Source organism: Leifsonia sp. YAF41 (assembly GCF_052113185.1).
Classification (GTDB): Bacteria; Actinomycetota; Actinomycetes; order Actinomycetales; family Microbacteriaceae; genus Cryobacterium.
The window spans coordinates 220418-239431 of sequence record NZ_JBFRCS010000003.1 but is presented as its reverse complement, the minus strand read 5'-3'; the positions used below and the strand labels follow the sequence as shown (position 1 = coordinate 239431).

16 protein-coding genes are annotated in these 19014 nt (G+C 64.2%); 11 read left to right on the top strand and 5 right to left on the bottom strand.

The window, feature by feature from the left end; all coding sequences use genetic code 11:
• The first annotated feature begins 49 nt into the window (after positions 1-49).
• From AB4Y63_RS04630 to AB4Y63_RS04580, 11 genes are all read left to right on the top strand, one after another.
• On the top strand, positions 50-1261 hold the full coding sequence (locus AB4Y63_RS04630) for an FAD-dependent monooxygenase (protein ID WP_441789867.1): 1212 nt from the start codon (positions 50-52) through the stop codon (positions 1259-1261).
• A 101-nt stretch (positions 1262-1362) separates the two neighbouring features.
• On the top strand, positions 1363-4227 hold the full coding sequence (gene uvrA, locus AB4Y63_RS04625) for an excinuclease ABC subunit UvrA (RefSeq protein ID WP_441789866.1): 2865 nt from the start codon (positions 1363-1365) through the stop codon (positions 4225-4227).
• Between the two features lie 14 nt (positions 4228-4241).
• Positions 4242-6122, top strand: coding sequence for an excinuclease ABC subunit UvrC (gene uvrC, locus AB4Y63_RS04620; protein WP_441789865.1), 1881 nt, complete (start codon positions 4242-4244; stop codon positions 6120-6122).
• A gap of 63 nt (positions 6123-6185) precedes the next feature.
• Positions 6186-7061 (top strand): RNase adapter RapZ, encoded by an 876-nt coding sequence (rapZ, locus tag AB4Y63_RS04615; protein ID WP_441789864.1) that lies wholly within the window; start codon positions 6186-6188, stop codon positions 7059-7061.
• Positions 7062-7115: 54 nt separating this feature from the next.
• Positions 7116-8096 carry a DNA-binding protein WhiA gene (whiA, locus tag AB4Y63_RS04610; RefSeq protein ID WP_441789926.1) on the top strand — a complete coding sequence of 327 codons (981 nt, stop codon included), beginning with the start codon at positions 7116-7118 and terminating at the stop codon, positions 8094-8096.
• A 148-nt stretch (positions 8097-8244) separates the two neighbouring features.
• On the top strand, positions 8245-8871 hold the full coding sequence (locus AB4Y63_RS04605) for a superoxide dismutase (protein WP_441789863.1): 627 nt from the start codon (positions 8245-8247) through the stop codon (positions 8869-8871).
• Between the two features lie 97 nt (positions 8872-8968).
• A complete protein-coding gene (gene gap / locus AB4Y63_RS04600; protein WP_441789862.1) occupies positions 8969-9976 on the top strand; it encodes a type I glyceraldehyde-3-phosphate dehydrogenase in 1008 nt (335 codons plus the stop codon).
• A gap of 10 nt (positions 9977-9986) precedes the next feature.
• On the top strand, positions 9987-11201 hold the full coding sequence (locus AB4Y63_RS04595; RefSeq protein WP_441789861.1) for a phosphoglycerate kinase: 1215 nt from the start codon (positions 9987-9989) through the stop codon (positions 11199-11201).
• A complete protein-coding gene (gene tpiA / locus AB4Y63_RS04590) occupies positions 11192-11992 on the top strand; it encodes a triose-phosphate isomerase (protein WP_441789860.1) in 801 nt (266 codons plus the stop codon). Before AB4Y63_RS04595 ends, tpiA begins: the two co-directional genes overlap by 10 nt.
• Positions 11993-12169: 177 nt before the next feature.
• Positions 12170-12421, top strand: a complete 252-nt coding sequence (gene secG / locus AB4Y63_RS04585; protein ID WP_345062583.1) for a preprotein translocase subunit SecG — start codon at positions 12170-12172, stop codon at positions 12419-12421.
• A 63-nt stretch (positions 12422-12484) separates the two neighbouring features.
• Complete coding sequence (locus tag AB4Y63_RS04580; protein WP_441789859.1) at positions 12485-12853, top strand: RNA polymerase-binding protein RbpA; 369 nt, start codon at positions 12485-12487, stop codon at positions 12851-12853.
• Between the two features lie 90 nt (positions 12854-12943).
• On the opposite strand, the gene pgl is transcribed toward AB4Y63_RS04580, so the two are convergent.
• Genes pgl through tal form a run of 5 tightly spaced genes read right to left on the bottom strand, consistent with a single transcriptional unit; the run spans position 12944 to position 18988 of the window.
• The gene (gene pgl, locus AB4Y63_RS04575; RefSeq protein ID WP_441789925.1) at positions 12944-13714 is read right to left on the bottom strand and encodes a 6-phosphogluconolactonase; all 771 of its coding nucleotides are present in this window, start codon (positions 13712-13714) and stop codon (positions 12944-12946) included.
• A gap of 2 nt (positions 13715-13716) precedes the next feature.
• A complete protein-coding gene (locus tag AB4Y63_RS04570; protein ID WP_441789858.1) occupies positions 13717-14679 on the bottom strand; it encodes a glucose-6-phosphate dehydrogenase assembly protein OpcA in 963 nt (320 codons plus the stop codon).
• Entirely contained in the window at positions 14676-16217 is a 1542-nt protein-coding gene (zwf, locus tag AB4Y63_RS04565; protein WP_441789857.1) for a glucose-6-phosphate dehydrogenase, read from the bottom strand. The genes AB4Y63_RS04570 and zwf overlap by 4 nt, the downstream gene beginning before the upstream one ends.
• 39 nt (positions 16218-16256) lie before the next feature.
• A complete protein-coding gene (locus tag AB4Y63_RS04560; protein WP_441789856.1) occupies positions 16257-17864 on the bottom strand; it encodes a glucose-6-phosphate isomerase in 1608 nt (535 codons plus the stop codon).
• Between the two features lie 2 nt (positions 17865-17866).
• Positions 17867-18988, bottom strand: a complete 1122-nt coding sequence (gene tal / locus AB4Y63_RS04555) for a transaldolase (RefSeq protein ID WP_441789855.1) — start codon at positions 18986-18988, stop codon at positions 17867-17869.
• Positions 18989-19014 lie beyond the last annotated feature (26 nt).

The window sequence follows — 19014 nt, the reverse complement described above, 5'->3', positions numbered from 1 at the left end:
TGGTCCCTGCTGAGGGCTCGGGACGTCGTGAACGGAAGGCGGAATTGCGGTGGTTGATCCGGACGAGGCGGATGTCGTCATCGTGGGTGCGGGGCCGGTAGGGCTCATGCTCGCGTGTGAGCTGGGGCGGTCGGGGATCCGAGCGCTGGTGCTCGAGAAGGAATCTGAGCCGGATGCGATGCCGAAGGGCAACGGCCTGGTTGGGGAGATCGCGAACGTGCTGAGAAAGCGCGGGCTCCTGCATGGGCAGAAAGGCCTGCGAGTACTCCCGGTGCCGCGTTATTCGTTTGGAGTTCTCACGCTGCGGTTGAATCCGTTCCGAGCCAACCCATTGCGAGTGCTCCCCGTTCCGCAGCGTCGTCTTGAGGAATTGCTCGCACAACGTGCGGTTGCTCTCGGCGCGCACATCCGGCGCGGCCATGCTGTTGCGGAATTCAACGATGAGGGTGATCGCGTCACCGTGACCGTCGAGTCCGACGAGGGCGCTTACGCCGTGACTACGCGCTTTCTCGCAGGCTGCGACGGGGCGCACAGCTTCATTCGTCATCGGCTCGGCGTCGCATTTCCTGGCATCACGAGCGATCAACTTGCCCGCATCGGTCGAGTCACAATCCCGGCCTCGGCGCTGCGTCGCAGACGGAACATCGTCACGCTGGAACATGATCGCCAGTTGATGCTGTTCCAGCCCCAGCACACCGCTGCCGGCGTCTTCACCATGGCACCGGTCTCCGACCTCGACCGCAACGCACCGAAAGATCTCTACCTGGTCGGCACCCAAGAGCCGCGCAACGAGCAGGAGTCGGCCACAGAAATCTCCCTGGACGAGTTCCGGGCGAGCATCTCGCGGGTCCTCGGATTCGACTTGCCGATCAGCAGCGGCGAATGGCTGCGCTCGACTGTCGCGAACAGCCGCCAAGCCGAACGTTACCGAGTCGGCCGGGTGCTCCTCGCCGGTGATGCAGCGCACGTCTTCTCCGCCGGCGGCTCCTCGTTGAACACGGGGATGCTCGATGCCGTTGACCTAGCATCCCGTCTGGTGGCCGTGCTGGTCGCAGGTGCGGAGATCGAGACTCTCGAGGACTATCACGTCGTGCGCCACGCCGCAGGCTGGCGAACGATTCTGCAGACGCGGGCGCAAGCCGCCTTGTCCGAACCAGGAGCGAACGCCGACGCGCTCCGCCTGGTGCTCGGAAACGCTTTCCGTGCCCGCAACGCCCACCGCTACCTCGCCACACTTCTCATCGGCGGTTCGCGGCGTTGAGTGAATCGACCTGACGAACGCTCAAAAAACTCGAACATATGTTCGCTCAGAGCGCGTGTCGGACCAGGCATTTCGGAGGCAGCACTGCATAGACTCGACGAGTGTCAATTTCGAAGGTAACCGGGTCCAAGCTCAGCGTCCGCGGCGCACGTGTGCACAATCTCCACAACGTCGATCTGGAGATCCCGCGCGACTCCCTCGTCGTCTTCACCGGGCTCTCTGGCTCCGGTAAGTCGTCGCTCGCCTTCGACACCATCTTCGCCGAGGGCCAGCGCCGCTACGTTGAGTCGCTCAGCGCCTACGCCCGGCAATTCCTCGGCCAGGTCGACCGTCCGGACGTCGACTTCATCGAGGGCCTCAGCCCCGCGGTGTCGATCGACCAGAAGTCGACCAACCGCAACCCGCGCTCCACCGTCGGAACGATCACCGAGATCTACGACTACATGCGTCTGCTCTGGGCGCGCATCGGTGTGCCGCACTGTGCGATCTGTGGCGAGAAGATCCAGTCGCAGACGGTGCAGCAGATCGCCGACCAGCTGATGGAGCTGGAAACCGGCACCAGGTACCAGATTCTCAGCCCCGTCGTCTCGCAGAAGAAGGGCGAGTTCGTCGACCTGTTCAGCGAGCTGGCCGCCGGCGGATACTCCCGAGCGGTCGTCGACGGCATCCAGATTCAGCTGAGTGAGCCGCCGACTCTCAAGAAGCAGCAGAAGCACGACATCTCGGTCACCGTCGACCGTCTCGTCGCCGGCCCCGAGCTGCTCGGCCGCCTCACCGACTCGCTCGAGACCGCCCTCAAGCTCACCGACGGCCTGGTGCAGATCAACTTCATCGACCGCGAGGGCGACGAAGCCTGGCAGAGCTTCTCTGAGAAGCTCTCCTGCCCGAATAACCACCCGGTGCAGCTGACCGAAATCGAACCGCGCACCTTCTCGTTCAACGCCCCATTCGGCGCCTGCCCGGAATGCTCGGGACTCGGCACCCGGATGTCGGTCGACCAGGATCTGCTGCTCGGCGACCCGGACCTCAGCATTGCCGAAGGCGTTGTGCTGCCCTGGACCACCCAGGGCAAGGGGCTCTTCCAGTACTACGAGAAACTGCTCGACGGCCTGGCCCGCGACCTCAACTTCTCGTTGGACACCCCGTGGAAGAAGCTCAAGCCCGACGTGCAGAACGCCGTGATGCGCGGCGACAACTTCGAGGTCAAGGTGAAGTGGAAGAACCGCTACGGCCGGGAGATGAGCTACACCTCCGGCTTCGAAGGCGTCGTTCCCTACATCGAACGCCAGTACCTGCAGGCCGAAACCGACACCCAGCGTCAGCGCTGGGCTGAATACCTCCGCGAGGTCAACTGCCCCGTCTGCGACGGCACCCGGTTGAAGCCGGAAGTGCTGGCTGTGACGGTCTATGAGGCCAGCATCGCGGATGTCTGCGAACTCAGTCTCATCGACGCCCGCGACTTCATGGACAAGCTGGTTCTCACCGACCGCGAGGCTGCCATTGCCGCCCAGGTGCTGCGCGAGATCAAGGCACGCCTCGACTTCCTGATCCGGGTCGGCCTGAACTACCTGAACCTCGCCCGGGCCGCGGCCACGCTGTCGGGCGGCGAGGCGCAGCGCATCCGTCTGGCGACTCAGATCGGCTCCGGGTTGACCGGGGTGCTCTATGTTCTCGACGAGCCGAGCATCGGCCTGCATCAGCGCGACAACCGCCGGTTGATTGAGACACTGGTCGCGCTCCGCGACCTCGGCAACACGCTCATCGTCGTCGAGCACGACGAAGACACGATTCGCACGGCCGACTGGGTGGTCGACATCGGACCGGGCGCCGGCGTCAACGGCGGCCACGTCGTGCACTCCGGCTCCTACGACGATCTGCTCGGCAACACGAAGTCGCTGACCTCTGACTACCTCTCGGGTCGCAAGTCGATCGAAACCCCGACGTCACGGCGCCCGCTCGACCCGGAACGCGAGATCAAGGTCACCGGTGCTGCAGCGAACAACCTGCAGAAGGTATCGGTCACCTTCCCGCTCGGTACGTTCACGGCCGTCACCGGCGTCAGCGGATCGGGTAAGTCGTCCCTGGTCAACGACATTCTCTACCGGGTGCTGGCCAACCAGTTGAACGGCGCCCGCAAGTTGCCCGGCAAGCACACCCGGGTGACCGGACTTGACCACCTCGACAAGGTGATCCACGTCGACCAGGCGCCGATCGGACGCACCCCGCGCTCGAACCCGGCCACCTACACCGGCGTCTTCGACCGCATCCGCACCCTGTTCTCGGAGACCATGGAGGCGAAGGCCAGGGGCTACCTGCCCGGCCGGTTCAGCTTCAACGTCAAGGGCGGGCGCTGTGAGGCCTGCTCGGGCGATGGCACCATCAAGATCGAGATGAACTTCCTGCCCGACGTGTATGTGGCCTGCGAGGTGTGCCAGGGTGCGCGGTACAACCGGGAGACGCTGACCATCCACTACAAGGGCAAGAACATCGCCGAAGTGCTGGACATGCCGATCAGCGAGGCCGCCGAGTTCTTCGAACCGATCTCCGCCATCCACCGCTATCTCAAGACTCTCGTCGAGGTCGGCCTCGGCTATGTGCGTCTCGGCCAGAGCGCCACGACACTGTCTGGCGGTGAGGCGCAGCGGGTGAAGCTGGCGACCGAGCTGCAGCGCCGGTCGAACGGACGCAGCGTGTACGTGCTCGACGAACCGACGACCGGTCTCCACTTCGAAGATGTTCGTAAGCTCCTGCTGGTGCTGAACAGTTTGGTCGACAAGGGAAACACCGTGATCGTGATCGAGCACAACCTCGACGTGATCAAATCGGCCGACTGGGTGATCGACCTGGGCCCTGAAGGCGGATCCGGGGGAGGGCGCATCCTCGCGACCGGCACACCGGAGCACATCGCGACGGTCAAGAAGAGCCACACCGGCACCTTCCTCAAGGAAGTTCTCGCCGCGAACTAGGCGAGCGAAGAACGATGTCGAATGCGCTGAGCTACCGGCCCAAAACCGGCGAAATTCCCACCGATCCTGGTGTGTATCGCTTTCGCGACGACACGGGCCGGGTGCTCTACGTCGGCAAAGCGAAGAACCTGCGTGCCCGGCTGAGCAACTATTTCGCGCCGCTGACGAGCCTGCACGAGCGCACCCGGCGCATGGTGACCACGGCCAGCAGCCTCGAATGGACCGTTGTCGGCACCGAGATGGAGGCCCTGCAACTCGAATGGACTTGGATCAAGGAGTTCGATCCGCCCTTCAATGTGCAGTTCAAAGACGACAAGAGCTACCCCTATCTGGCGGTCACCCTGGCCGACGAGGCACCCAGAGCCCTCGTCACCCGCACCACCGGCATCAAGGGAGCCCGCTACTTCGGGCCGTACCCGAAGGTCTGGGCGGTACACGAGACCATCGACCTGATGCTCAAGGCCTTCCCGATCCGCACCTGCAACGCCGCCAACTACAAGCGCGCCATGCAGAGCGGCAAACCGTGTTTCGCCAGCCAGATCGGCCGGTGCTTCGGCCCCTGCTCGCAGAAGGTCACGCTCGAGGAGCACCGTGCCGTCGTCAACGACTTCGTCAGCTTCATGGGGAGCCAAGACCGTAAGCTCATCAACGCGTTGACCGCCGAGATGAAGGTGGCGGCCGCCGAGCAGAACTATGAGCTCGCCGCAAAACGTCGCGACCAGGCTCTCGCCCTCGAAGCGGTGCTGGAGAAGAGCGCTGTGGTGCTGCGCGACAGCGTCGACATCGACCTGTTCGGCATCGAACAAGACGAACTCGCCGCGGCGGTTCAGCAGTTCATCGTGCGTGGGGGACGCATCCGCGGTGTGCGCGGCTGGATGGTCGACAAGGAACTCGACGTCTCTACCGGTGAGCTCATCGACTCGATCATGCAGACCGTCTACAACGCCGACAACCCACCGCCCCGCGAAATCGTGGTTCCCGAACTGCCTGACGACGCCGAGGCACTTGACGGATGGCTCGCTCAGATCTCGCAGCGCAAGGTCAAGCTGGTTGCCGCGCAGCGCGGCGAGAAGGCCGCATTGTTGGCCACCGCAACACAGAACGCCAAGCAATCCCTCATCTTGTACAAGTCGCGACGCAGCTCGGACTTCGTCGCCCGGTCGAAGGCGCTCGAAGACATCCAAGAGGCGCTCGGGATGTCCGACGCCCCCCTGCGGATGGAATGTTACGACGTCTCTCACCTCGGCGGCACGAACATTGTCGCGTCGATGGTCGTCTTCGAAGACGGTCTCCCGCGCAAAGACGAGTACCGCAGATTCAGCATTCCGGAGTCGACCGACGACACCGATTCGCTGTACCGCACGCTGACGCGCCGGCTGGCCTATCTGGTGCCGCCCACCGATTCGGTTTCCGAGGCCGAGGGCGTTGAGGCCGAGACTGCTGAGACGAAACGCAAGAAGTTCCGCTATCGCCCGAACCTGCTCATTGTCGACGGCGGTCAGCCCCAGGTGGCGGCCGCGGCCCGAGCCCTTGAGGAGTCGGGGGTGACCGGTATCCAGCTCTGCGGCATCGCCAAACGGCTCGAAGAGATCTGGCTTCCCGACTCGGACTACCCCGTCATCCTGCCGCGAAACAGTGACGCGCTGTTCTTGATTCAGCGCATCAGAGACGAGGCGCACCGCTTCGCCATCACCCACCAACGGGCCAGGCGGAAGCGCGACATCACCTCGGTACTCGGTGAGGTTCCCGGCCTCGGCCCGGCCCGGGTGAAGGTGCTGCTGCGGCACTTCGGCTCGGTCGCCAAGCTGAAAGAAGCGTCGGTGGAGCAGATTTGTGACGTGCAGGGGATCGGCCCGGCGCTGGCCGTCACTATTCACCAGCATTTGCGCGCCTGATCAGGCAGGCTGTCGCTAGGCTGGGGGAACAGACTTCCCCTCGAACGAAGGCGTAAATCAACGATGACAACGGAGAACGAGCAGCAGGAGATGCTGATCGTGACTGGAATGTCCGGAGCGGGTCRTTCGACCGTCGCAAACGCTCTTGAAGACCTGGGCTGGTACGTTGTCGACAATCTGCCCCCGCAGATGCTGCGACCACTCGTCGAGTTGGTGTCGCGGGCCGGAACGAATCTGCCGAAGATCGCAGCAGTCGTCGACATCCGTGGCCGCGACTTCTTCAGTGATTTTCAGGAGATGGTGCAGTCGCTGCGCAACGGCACCCAGGTCAGGGTGATCTTTCTCGAAGCGCGCGACGACATTCTGGTTCGCCGATTCGAATCGGTCAGGCGCCCCCACCCGTTGCAGGGCGAGGGAACCATTCTCGACGGGATCACCGCTGAGCGTACGCGCCTGAAGGAGGTGCGGGAGTCAAGCGACAGCGTCATCGACACATCAGATCTGAACATTCACCAGCTGGCCACGACCATCACCGAACGCTTCGCTGATGAAAACACCGCCGGTGTGCAGGTTACAATTATGAGCTTCGGTTTCAAGTACGGGTTGCCAACGGATGTTGACCTTGTCGCCGATGCCCGCTTCCTGCCGAACCCGTTTTGGGTGCCAGAGCTCCGTTCACACAATGGACTGGACGCGCAGGTGCGTGAGTTCGTACTGGCCCAAACGGGTGCACGCGAATTCATCGACCTCTATGCGGCAGCACTGGAGCCGGTTTTGGCCGGCTATCAGCGCGAAAACAAACGACATGCAACCATCTCGATCGGCTGCACGGGCGGCAAACACCGTTCGGTCGCCATTGCCATTGAAATCGGATCCTTGATTTCTCAGTTTCCCGGCGTTGCGGTCAGCATCAAGCACCGCGACCTGGGGCGCGAATAATTACGGCCGCTGTACACCACAGAAGTCGGCCAGAACAACAGAATGGAAATACGATTGGCACTCACCGCCGACGTTAAAGACGAACTCACCCGCGTCGAGGTTTCGAAGACCTCAGTGCGGGCCGCAGAACTGGCGACGATTCTTCGTTTCGCCGGCGGGTTGCACCTCATCTCGGGTCGCATCGCAATTGAGTCCGAACTCGACACCCCGCTGCTTGCCCGTCGGGTGCGCAAAGATCTCGCCGAACTCTACGGTGTGCGCAGCACGGCCACCGTCATTCCGGCATCTGGTCTGCGCCGCACCAACCACTACCTTGTCCGTGTGCTCGAAGGCGGCGAAACTCTCGCCCGCCAGACCGGTCTGCTCGACGCCCGACGTCGTCCGATCCGCGGTCTGCCGAACCGTCTGACCACCGGATCCAAGGAAGAAGTCGCGGCCATCTGGCGCGGCGCGTTCCTGGCTCAGGGAACCCTGACCGACCCGGGTCGCTCGGCAGCACTCGAAATCACCTGCCCCGGCAACGAAGCGGCCATGGCCCTCGTCGGCGCCGCGGGTCGTCTCGGCGTGGCTGCCAAGGCCCGTGAGGTGCGCGGCATCCACCGCGTCGTCATCCGTGACGGCGACGCGATCGGCGCCATGCTCGTTCAGATGGGCGCGGCAAACACCGTGCTCAATTGGGAAGAGCTGCGTCAGCGCCGCGAAGTGCGCGCCACCGCCAACCGTCTGGTCAACTTCGATGACGCCAACCTGCGTCGGTCAGCCCAGGCTGCGGTTGCGGCCTGTGCGCGCGTCGATCGGGCCATGGAGATCCTCGGCGATGACATTCCGAAGCACCTGCGCTACGCAGGTGAGCTGCGTCTGAAGTTCCGCGACTCGAGCCTCGACGAACTCGGCCACCATGCCGAACCGCCGATGACCAAGGATGCCGTCGCCGGTCGCATCCGTCGTTTGCTCGCGATGGCCGACAAGAAGGCCGTCGACCTGAACATTCCGGGCACCGACGCCAACCTGCCTGCTGACCTCGACGACGTCTAAACCGTCACACGGGGAATCGATGGAGTGTGTCGACCGTTGACCCGAGAGACACTTTTCGATCTGACTAGACTGAAAATGTCGTTCACAACGCTGGTGAGCGAGCTCGAATCTCGAGCGTGCCGACCGGCAACTCACAGAGGAGAAAAGAATGCCCGAATACACTCTGCCCGCCCTGCCTTATGACTACTCGGCGCTGGAACCGAGCATCAGCGGGGCCATCATGGAGCTGCACCACAGCAAGCACCACCAGGCGTATGTGACGGGTGCGAACACCGCCCTGGCACAGCTCGCTGAGGCCCGTGAGTCCGGCAACCTCGCGAACGTCAACAAGCTGCAGAAAGACCTGGCGTTCAACCTCGGCGGCCACGTCAACCACTCGATCTTCTGGACCAACATGTCCCCGAACGGTGGCGACAAGCCCACCGGCGAGCTCGCCTCGGCCATCGACGACTTCTTCGGGTCGTTCGACAAGTTCCAGGCTCACTTCGCGGCAACCGCACTGGGCGTTCAGGGTTCCGGCTGGGCCGTTCTCGCCTGGGACTCCATCGGTCAGCAGCTGATCGTTCAGCAGTTCTTCGACCAGCAGGCCAACTTCGCTGCCGGCACCATTCCCGTTCTCATGCTCGATGTCTGGGAGCACGCCTACTACCTCGACTACCGCAATGTGCGCGCCGACTACGTCAAGGCGTTCTGGAACATCGTTGACTGGGCAAACGTGCAGCAGCGCTTCGAAACCGCGCGCGAGAAGACCAACGGCCTGCTGCTACTGTCATAGCGTGATGGTGTCCCGTGGACCCATCCGCGGGACACCGGCGTCCATTCTTGTTCACCACCCAACGCGCCTCAGGCGCCCTCAGTAACAGGAGTTATCTGTGTCTGTAAAGATCGGTATTAATGGATTCGGCCGCATCGGTCGTAATTTCTTCCGAGCAGCGCTTGCCAAGGGCAGCGACCTCGAAATCGTCGCGGTCAATGACCTCACCGACCCGAAGACGCTCGCCCACCTCCTGAAGTACGACACCATCACCGGTCGCCTGGACGCCACGGTTGAGCTCGACGGCGACACCATCGTCGTCAACGGCCACCGCATCAAGGTGCTCGCCGACCGCGACCCCGCCAACCTCCCCTGGGGCGAGCTGGGCGTTGACATCGTGATCGAGTCCACCGGCTTCTTCACCAAGGCTGAACTGGCCCGCAAGCACATCGCCGCCGGCGCCAAGAAGGTTCTCGTCTCGGCTCCCGCCACGGGCGACAACGTCGCGACCATCGTTCTCGGCGTGAACGAGCACGTCTACGACGCAGCGATCCACGATGTGATCTCCAACGCCTCGTGCACCACGAACTGCCTCGCACCCCTCGCCAAGGTCTTCATGGACAACTTCGGCATCGAGCGTGGCCTGATGACCACGGTTCACGCGTACACCGCTGACCAGAACCTGCAGGACGGCCCGCACAGCGACCTGCGTCGTGCCCGCGCCGCCGCCGCAAACATCATCCCCACCTCGACCGGTGCGGCCAAGGCCCTCGGCCTGGTCATCCCCGAGCTGATCGGCAAGCTCGACGGCTACGCCCTGCGCGTTCCGGTTCCGACCGGCTCGATCACCGACCTGACCGTCACGGCTTCGCGCCCGGTTACCGTCGAAGAGGTCAACGCGGCATACAAGGCTGCAGCTGAGGGCCCCCTCAAGGGCATCCTCAAGTACACCGAAGACCCGATCGTCTCCAGCGACATCGTCGGCGACCCGCACTCCTCGATCTTCGACGCCGGCCTCACCAAGGTGATCGGCGACCAGGTCAAGGTTGCTTCGTGGTACGACAACGAGTGGGGTTACTCCAACCGTCTCGTCGACCTGACCGAGTTCGTCGCAGAGAGCCTGTAGGGGAAGAGCAGTGACGCTTCGCACCATTGAATCGCTCGGCACGCTCCGCGGCAAGCGCGTCATCGTTCGCTGTGATCTGAATGTGCCGTTGGACAACGGCCGGATCACCGACGATGGTCGCGTGCGAGCGTCACTGCCCACTCTCACTGCGCTTCTCGCCGAGGGGGCCCGCGTGGTGGTTGTTTCCCACCTTGGGCGCCCCGACGGGGAGCCGAACCCGAAGTACAGCCTGGCGCCGGTTGCCGCCCGCCTCGGCGAGCTCCTCGAGCGCCCGGTGTCCTTCGCGACCGACACGGTTGGCGCATCCGCCACGGATGCCGTCGCCGCGTTGGCCGACGGCGAGATCGTCGTGCTCGAGAACCTGCGTTTCAACGCGGGGGAGACGAGCAAGGTCGACGCCGAGCGTGGCGCTTTCGCCGCGCAGTTGGCCGAACTCGGTGACGCTCTCGTCTCCGACGGCTTCGGTGTTGTGCACCGCAAACAGGCGAGTGTCTTCGACCTCGCCCAGATTCTTCCGAGCGCTGCCGGTCTTCTGATCGCCGCAGAGCTCGATGTACTCGATCGCCTCACCGAGAAGCCTGAGGCGCCGTACACGGTCGTCCTGGGCGGCTCGAAGGTGTCGGACAAGCTCGGCGTGATCGGCCACCTGCTGCCCCGCGTGAACTCCTTGCTCATCGGCGGCGGCATGCTATTCACCTTCCTGGCCGCTCAGGGTCACAAGGTGGGCTCCAGTCTGCTCGAAGCCGATCAGCTCGACACCGTGCGCGGCTACCTGGCTGAGGCTGAGCGTCTCGGCGTGCAGATCGTGCTGCCCACCGACGTGGTCGTGGCCTCGAAGTTCGGCGCCGACGCCGATGTTGTCGTCACCGCCGCCGACGCCATCGAGGACACCCCGTTCGGTGCCGCAGGCCTCGGGCTCGACATCGGCCCCGACACGGCGCAGGCGTTCGCTGCAATCATCCGCGACTCGAAGACGGTGTTCTGGAACGGCCCGATGGGCGTGTTCGAACTGGCACCGTTCGCCGAAGGCACCCGTGCCGTCGCGTCAGCGCTCACCGAGGTCGACGGCCTCAGCGTGGTCGGCGGTGGCGATTCAGCCGCGGCCGTGCGCATTCTCGGATTCAACGACGACCAATTCGGTCACATTTCAACAGGCGGTGGCGCCAGCCTCGAGTTCCTCGAGGGTAAGCGACTGCCAGGACTGGAGGTCCTCGGATGGGCGTAACCATCAACCCGCGTCGTACCCCGCTGATGGCGGGCAACTGGAAGATGAACCTTGACCATCTTCAGGCGATCGCCTTCGTGCAGAAGCTGGCCTGGAGCCTGAAAGACGCGCACCACGACTTCGCCACCGTCGAGGTTGCGATCTTCCCGCCGTTCACCGACCTGCGTTCGGTGCAGACCCTCATTTCGGCGGACAAGCTTCCGCTGACCTTTGGTGCGCAGGACGTGTCAATGCATGAATCGGGCGCCTACACCGGCGAGGTCTCGGCATCGTTCCTGGCTCAGCTGGAATGCCAGTACGTGTTGATCGGTCACTCCGAACGTCGCACTCTGCACAACGAGACCGATGAGGTCGTCGCCGCAAAGGTGACCGCAGCCCTCGGACACAACCTGGTCCCGGTCATCTGCGTCGGCGAAACCGCCGAAGACCTCGCCGAGCACGGCCCGAGCGCCGTCCCGGTGTCCCAATTGCGCGCCGCTCTCGCCGGCGTGTCCAACGCCGCCGACTTCGTCGTCGCTTACGAGCCGGTCTGGGCGATCGGTTCCGGACAGGCCGCAACGCCCGAGCAGGCCGAGCAGGTTGCCGCGGCACTCCGCGCCGTGATCCAGGAACTGCTCGGTGACGATGTCGCCGACAAGACCCGCATCCTCTACGGTGGTTCGGTGAAGGCGGCAAACATCGCCGGTTTCATGCGTGAGCCGAACGTGGACGGAGCTCTCATCGGTGGCGCCAGCCTCGACATCCCGGAGTTCTCGAGCATCGTTCGTTACCAGAAGCACGTCGGACTGTAGCAAGACGGCCCGTGTCAGCCGGCGGATGCCGGTCGACACGGGCCTTCTTCTGCTCGCCGGCTGACGCTTGTGCGTCGTGCACGTGCGGGTCGTCCCCGGCCGGGGACTGCCGTCAGGCTATAATTGCCAGTGGCCCTGGTGGTGCCCTCATGCCCACCGCTTTGTGAAAGGTTTCGCGTGGAGATTCTCCAGGTTGTGTTGCAGGTACTGCTCGGCATTACGAGCCTCCTGCTCACCATGCTTATTTTGTTGCACAAGGGCCGCGGTGGCGGCTTGTCAGACATGTTCGGAGGCGGCGTTACATCGGGCCTCGGTTCATCGGGTGTTGCCGAGCGCAACCTCAACCGTTTCACCGTTGTGTTGGGTCTGCTCTGGATCTCGACGATCGTGGTTCTTGGTTTGATCACCAAGTTCGACACCGGCGCGTAAGTTTCTCCAGACTCAGCGCGTCAGGCACCTGACACACACTTAGATTTCTAGCAGAGGAACACAATGGCATCTGGTGGTAGCGCAATTCGCGGCTCCCGTGTTGGAGCTGGCCCCATGGGCGAGCAGGACCGTGGCTTCCACGCGGACCGTATCAAGGTCTCCTACTGGGATGCCCTCGGCAACGAGACGGTCCGTTACTTCGCGGCGAACCTGCCCGACGAAGAAATCCCCGAGACGATCGACTGCCCGACCTCCGGTCTGCCGGCAGGTCGCGACAAGGAGAACCCGCCGTCGGTCGCCAAGCTTGAGCCGTACAAGACGCACCTCGCTTACGTGAAGGAACGTCGTACGGAAGAAGAAGCCGAGTCGCTTCTCGAAGAGGCGCTCGTGCAGCTGCGCATCCGTCGTGGAAAGCTCTCTGCGACCAACTAAGGTTTCGCCCCGTTATACACGTGTGGCCCAGCTGATTCTCATCAGCTGGGCCACAGTTGGTTAACCGGAAGGTCGACCGGATTGCTTCGCTTAGTAGCTGGGCGCAATCAGGTTCGAGGGAACCTCCGCGGCCGCGGCACCGTCCACGAAGAAGACCGTGCGGCGACGGCCCTTGATTCCGGCGACCGGAACCTCATCGCGGCTCGCGCCGGCCAAGGCCAGCCCGAGGGCGGATGCCTTGTCGGCGCCCGCCAATACCAACCAGACACGGTCTGACGAGTTCAAGGCCGGGCGGCTCAGGCTGAGACGCTCCGCAGGTGCCTTGGGCGAGTTGGTGACCGCGACGACACTCAACTCCGTCTCACGGATGCCGCCGAGGTGCGGGAACAGCGACGCGATGTGTCCGTCGGCACCGACACCGAGKAAGGTGATGTCGAAACGAGGGAAAGCCGCATCGGACGGCGCAGCCTCGGCCAACTCCGCCGCATAGGCGAGAGCCGCATCCTCCAACGTGATTCCGTCGTCTGACGCAGCGAACGGATGCACGTTCTCGGCGGGGACGGCGATGTGATCGAGCAGCGCAGCGCGAGCCTGCACGTCATTGCGCTCGGCATCTGCACGCGGAAGCCACCGCTCGTCACCCCACCAGAAGCTCACCTTCGACCAGTCGATACTGTCGCGGGCCGACGAGGCGTTGATGGCCTCGAGGACCGCGATGCCGACGGATCCGCCGGTCAACACGATGTGTGCCACACCGTTGTCGTCGAGGATGTCGACAGTCTTCGTGATGAAGCGGGCCGCGACCGAGCCGGCCAGCGCCAGCTTGTCGGAATGAACCAGTACGCGTCGTTCGTTAGTCACGGTCATACTCCGGCCTGTAGCGCGACGGCGTCGGCGAGATGCGGCAAACCGTGCGTGATGACCTCACCATACAGTTCATCGGGGTCGAGCCGGCGGAGTTCATCAGAGAGGCAATCGCGCAGGCTCCGACGCTTGAGCGTCAGGTCCTGGGTCGGCTGGCCAGGCTGCGCGAGTGTCGCGACATCCGGCACCTCGCGCTCCAGCGAGATGACACCGGACTCACGGGTGAGGCTCACACCGTGGATGCCGTTCGCCAGCGGCCCCGTCGTCAATTCGTAGTCGACCGGAACTTTCAACTGCATCTGCAGCCAGGCGGCGAGCAATGCGGTGGAGGGGGAGTCGGCCGCACCGGTCACCTCGACGGCGGTGATCGTCTCGTAGGGTGGCTGGTCGAGCACCGCGGCAAGCTGGGCACGCCACAGCGTCAACCGGGTCCAGGCGAAGTCGGTGTCGCCGGGGCGGTACGTGGTGCAGAGCCGGTGCAGTGCCGCCTGCGGGTCAGACTGCGCCGACGCATCGGTGATCCGACGGTAGGCGATGCGGCCAAGTGGCGACTCTGCCGGGATGTGGGGTGCCTCTCCGGGCCACCAGGCAACGACAGGAGCGTCGGGGAGGAGAAGTCCGGTGACCAGGCTCTCCGGGTCGGCGCCCGCTTCGCCGTACACACGAAGCACGATGACCTCGCTGGCGCCGGCGTCGCCGCCGACACGGATTTCGGCGTCGACGCGGGCTTCGGCATCCGGGTCGGGGCCGTCAACCGCAGCGGTCGACACAACGATGACGCGCATCGGGTGCTCACGCGACGCGTCGTTGGCCGCTTCGATCGCGACTTCCTCGTGGCCGTGGGTCGACGCGATGATCAGGGTCAGGACACGACCGAGGGCGACGGCGCCGCCCTCCTCACGGATGCGGACCAGTGCCTTCGAAATCTTCGACGTGTTTGTGTCGGGCAGGTCGACGATCATGGACGCCTCCAGGTGCGGCCGTCGCGGGCCATCAGTTCATCAGCGGAATCGGGGCCCCAGGTGCCCGGGCGGTACTGCTCCGGCTGGCCCTGGGTTGCCCAGTACTCCTCGATCGGGTCGAGGATCTTCCAGGACAGTTCAACTTCTTCGTGACGGGGGAACAGCGGCGGGTCGCCGAGGAGCACGTCCAGGATGAGCCGCTCGTAGGCCTCGGGGCTGGCCTCGGTGAAGGCGTGACCGTAACCGAAGTCCATCGTCACGTCACGCACCTGCATGCCGACGCCCGGAACTTTCGACCCGAACCTGATCGTGACTCCCTCATCGGGCTGTACCCGGATCACAAGAGCGTTCTGACCGAGCTCGGCGGTCTGGCTCGCGGCAAAGAGATACTGCGGCGCGCGTTTGAACACGACAGCGATCTCGGTGACGCGGCGACCGAGACGTTTGCCGGCGCGCAGGTAGAACGGCACACCCGACCAGCGACGTGTGTCAATTTCGAGGCGCAGTGCTGCATAGGTCTCGGTGAGAGATTCCGGGTTCATTCCGTCTTCGTCGAGGAAGCCGAGAACCTTCTCACCACCCTGCCAGCCGCCGCCGTACTGGCCGCGGGCGGTACCGGTGCCGAGATCGTCGGGGAGACGCACCGAGGCGAGGATCTTCTCTTTCTCGGTGCGGAGGTCTGCGGCGTCGAACGAGATCGGTTCTTCCATCGCGGTGAGCGCCAGCAGCTGGAGCAGGTGGTTCTGGATGACGTCGCGTGCGGCGCCGATGCCGTCGTAGTAGCCGGCGCGGCCGCCCACTCCGATGTCTTCGGCCATGGTGATCTGCACGTGATCGACGTGGTTGGCATTCCAGAGCGGTTCGAACATCTGGTTTGCGAAACGCAGAGCCAAGATGTTCTGCACCGTCTCTTTGCCGAGATAGTGGTCGATGCGGAAGACGGAGTCGGCCGGGAAGACCGACTCGACGACGGCGTTCAATTCGCGTGCGGTTTTCAAGTCGCTGCCGAACGGCTTCTCGATGACGACGCGGCGCCACTGACCGGCTTTCTGGTCGGCGAGGCCTGAGCGACGAAGCTGTTCGGTCACCTGCGGGAATGCCTTCGGCGGGATCGAGAGGTAGAACGCATGGTTGCCCATGGTTCCACGCTCTCGATCCAGCTCGTCGATCGTTACTTTCAACTTTTCAAAGGCGGCATCGTCGTCGAACGTGCCGGAGACAAACCTGATGCCCTCGGCCAACTGTGCCCAGACATCCTCGTGGAACTCCGTGCGAGCGTGTTCCTTCACCGCGTCGTAGACGACCTTCATGAAGTCCTGGTCGTCCCAGTCGCGCCGGGCGAAACCGACAAGCGCGAAGCCGGGAGGAAGCAGGCCGCGATTGGCGAGGTCGTAGACGGCGGGCATGAGTTTCTTACGCGACAGGTCACCGGTCACGCCAAAGATGACGAGACTCGACGGTCCGGCTATCCGATTGAGGCGATAGTCAGACGGCGATCGTAGCGGGTTGAACTCCGGGGTGATTTCCACCGGGGACATGCAGCTCCTTTGAAAAGCTTGAAAAGACGCTCTGTGCAGCTAGCGCAGCGCGTCGAACAGTGTGGTGAGGTTCGATGCCGGCTGGGTCAGCGTCAAGGTTAGGACCGGACGACCGTGCTCGGCGAGCACACTCGCGTCGCCGCTCGCCTGCGCCTGGATGAGCTCACCGAAGGTGAACGGACGCCCGGGAATGTCGAGATCTTCGGCCGGGGTGGCCAGGATCTGCAGGAATACGCCGGTGGCGGGGCCACCCTTGTGGAACTGACCGGTGGAGTGCAAGAACCGGGGTCCCCATCCGAACGTGACCGGACGGTGGGACAGCGCGGCCAGCAGATCGCGCACCTGCACCAGTTCGGGCAGCGCGAGGCGATCGACGTAGGCCTGCACCGCGACGTAGCCGTCGGGTCCGAGCTCTTCGAGCAGGGCGTCGACCGCGGAGGCCAGGTCGCTTGCCGCACCGATGACGTGCGGGGTGCCGCGCACCTCGATGCCGTCAGAGATGAAGGCGGCAGGCTCCGGCTCCGGGCGGGAGTCGAGAAGACCGCGGGTGGCGATCTTTGCCGATTCGACGTCGGGCTGGTCGAACGGGTTGATCTGAAGCAGACGACCCGCGACGACCGTCGCGTACTCCCAGACCAGGAACTGGGCGCCGAGAGTTCCACTGACGCGGATCTCGCCCGAGTTGTCGTGCGCCGGGAAGATCTCCAGCCCGGCGTCGTCGACCACACGCACGACCTGAACGTCGGCCAGGTTCTCGGCCAGTTCCGGTGCATCGGTGTCGAGCACGACGGGCAGAATGCCGGTGCCGAGCTTGCCGGTCGACTCGGCGATCAGCTGTTCCACCCAGTCGGCGAACCCGACGATGTGGGTGCCGTCGGCGACGATGGCCAGCTTGTCACGCCGGGGCGCGGTGGCGGCGATGGCCGCACCGAGCACCAGGCCGGGGTTTTCGGCCGAATCGATGGCCAGGGCCAGCGAGATCGACTCAGCTTCGTCGAGAAGCTCGGCGATGTCGACGCCGGCGAGACCGGACGGCACCAGGCCGAAGGCGGTCAGCGCTGAGTAGCGTCCACCGACGGTCGGGTCGGCGTTGAAAACGCGGTAGCCGGCTTCGGTGGCGGATGCCTCCAACGGCGAGCCGGGATCGGTCACCACGATGATGCGCTCAGCCGGGTCGATGCCGGCGGCGACGAACGCACGCTCGAACACACGGCGCTGGCTGTCGGTTTCGACGGTCGAGCCGGACTTCGACGAGACGACGAGCGCCGTCTCGGCGAGTCGGTCGTTCAGCGCGGCAAGAACCTGACCGGGGTCGGTGGCGTCCAGCACGGTGAGTTCGACACCGGCTGTGCGCGTGATGACCTCGGGAGCAAGCGACGAGCCGCCCATGCCGGCGAGGGCGATGTGCGTCACGCCCTTTTCGAGCAGGCTCTGGCGCAGGGCGACGATCTCCGCAACGAGCGGGCGCGAAATCGCGACCGACTCGGTCCAGCCGAGTCGCTTGCTTGCTTCGTCCTCCGCGGCCGGGCCCCAGAGTGCGGGGTCAAGCGCGGTGATGCCGGACGCGACGAGGTCGTCAACCAGCACGGGCACCGCGGTGCGGACAGCGTCAGCTGCCGCACCGCTCACCGAGATGCGAAAACTCAATGCTATGCCTTGACCTGTGCGGCTTCGAGTGCGTTGGTGACGGTCACCAGCAGTTCGTCCCACGAGACGATGAACTTGGAGACGCCCTCTTCTTCAAGAACGCGGGTGACGTCGTCGTATGAGACGCCGAGGGCGGCGAGCTCGTCGAGAACGGCGTTGGCCGCGGCGTAGGAACCGGTCACGGAATCGGCGGGGATGACGCCGTGGTCAAACGTCGCCTCCATCGTCTTCTCCGGCATCGTGTTGACGACCTCAGGGGCGACGAGGTTCGTCACGTAGAGGGTGTCGGGAAGCGACGGGTCCTTGACGCCGGTGGACGCCCAGAGCGGACGCTGCTTGTTGGCGCCGGCAGCAAGAAGGCCAACGGCCCGCTCGCTGGCGAAAGCCTGCTCGTAGACCTCGTAGGCCAGCTGTGCGTTGGCGACGCCGGCCTTGCTCTTCAGCGCGAGTGCGGCATCCGTGCCGATGGCTTCCAGACGGTTGTTGATCTCGGTGTCGACACGCGACACGAAGAACGAGGCAACCGAGTGGATGGTCGACAGGTCGATGCCGGCTGCCTTGGCCTTCTCGAGACCCGACAGGTAGGCGTTGATGACCTGGCGGTGGCGCTCCAGGCTGAAGATCAACGTGACGTTGACGCTGATGCCGAGGGCGATGGTCTCGGTGATCGCTTCGAGACCGGCGATGGTCGCCGGAATCTTGATCATCGCGTTCTTCTTGTCGACCTTGGCCCAAAGCTGCTGGGCCTGGGCGATGGTGCCCGCTGCATCGTGGGCGAGGCCCGGCTCGACCTCGATCGAGACGCGACCGTCGACACCGTTGGTGCGGTCGTAGACCGGACGGAAAATGTCGCAGGCAGCTGCCACGTCTTCGGTGGTGATCTCGAAGACCGAGTCGTGCACGCTGGTGCCGCTGGCGGCGAGTTCGGCAACGTGGTCGCTGTACGAGGTGCCGTTGGCCAGAGCGTTGGCGAAGATCGTCGGGTTGGTGGTGACACCGACGACGTTCTTCTCGTCGATGAGCTTCTGCAGGCCACCCGAAACGATGCGGTCGCGTGAGAGGTCGTCGAGCCAGATGCTGACGCCGGCAGCGGAGAGCTGGGCGAGGGGAGTGGTTTCAGTCATGATGTCTATCTCCTTCAATACTTCTT

Excerpts from the sequence above, each read along its gene's own strand:
- uvrC (WP_441789865.1), top strand. The coding sequence starts at position 4,242 with ATGTCGAATGCGCTGAGCTACCGGCCCAAAACCGGCGAAATTCCCACC.
- AB4Y63_RS04605 (WP_441789863.1), top strand. The coding sequence starts at position 8,245 with ATGCCCGAATACACTCTGCCCGCCCTGCCTTATGACTACTCGGCGCTG.
- tpiA (WP_441789860.1), top strand. The coding sequence starts at position 11,192 with ATGGGCGTAACCATCAACCCGCGTCGTACCCCGCTGATGGCGGGCAAC.
- AB4Y63_RS04580 (WP_441789859.1), top strand. The coding sequence starts at position 12,485 with ATGGCATCTGGTGGTAGCGCAATTCGCGGCTCCCGTGTTGGAGCTGGC.
- AB4Y63_RS04570 (WP_441789858.1), bottom strand. The coding sequence starts at position 14,679 with ATGATCGTCGACCTGCCCGACACAAACACGTCGAAGATTTCGAAGGCA.
- zwf (WP_441789857.1), bottom strand. The coding sequence starts at position 16,217 with ATGTCCCCGGTGGAAATCACCCCGGAGTTCAACCCGCTACGATCGCCG.
- tal (WP_441789855.1), bottom strand. The coding sequence starts at position 18,988 with ATGACTGAAACCACTCCCCTCGCCCAGCTCTCCGCTGCCGGCGTCAGC.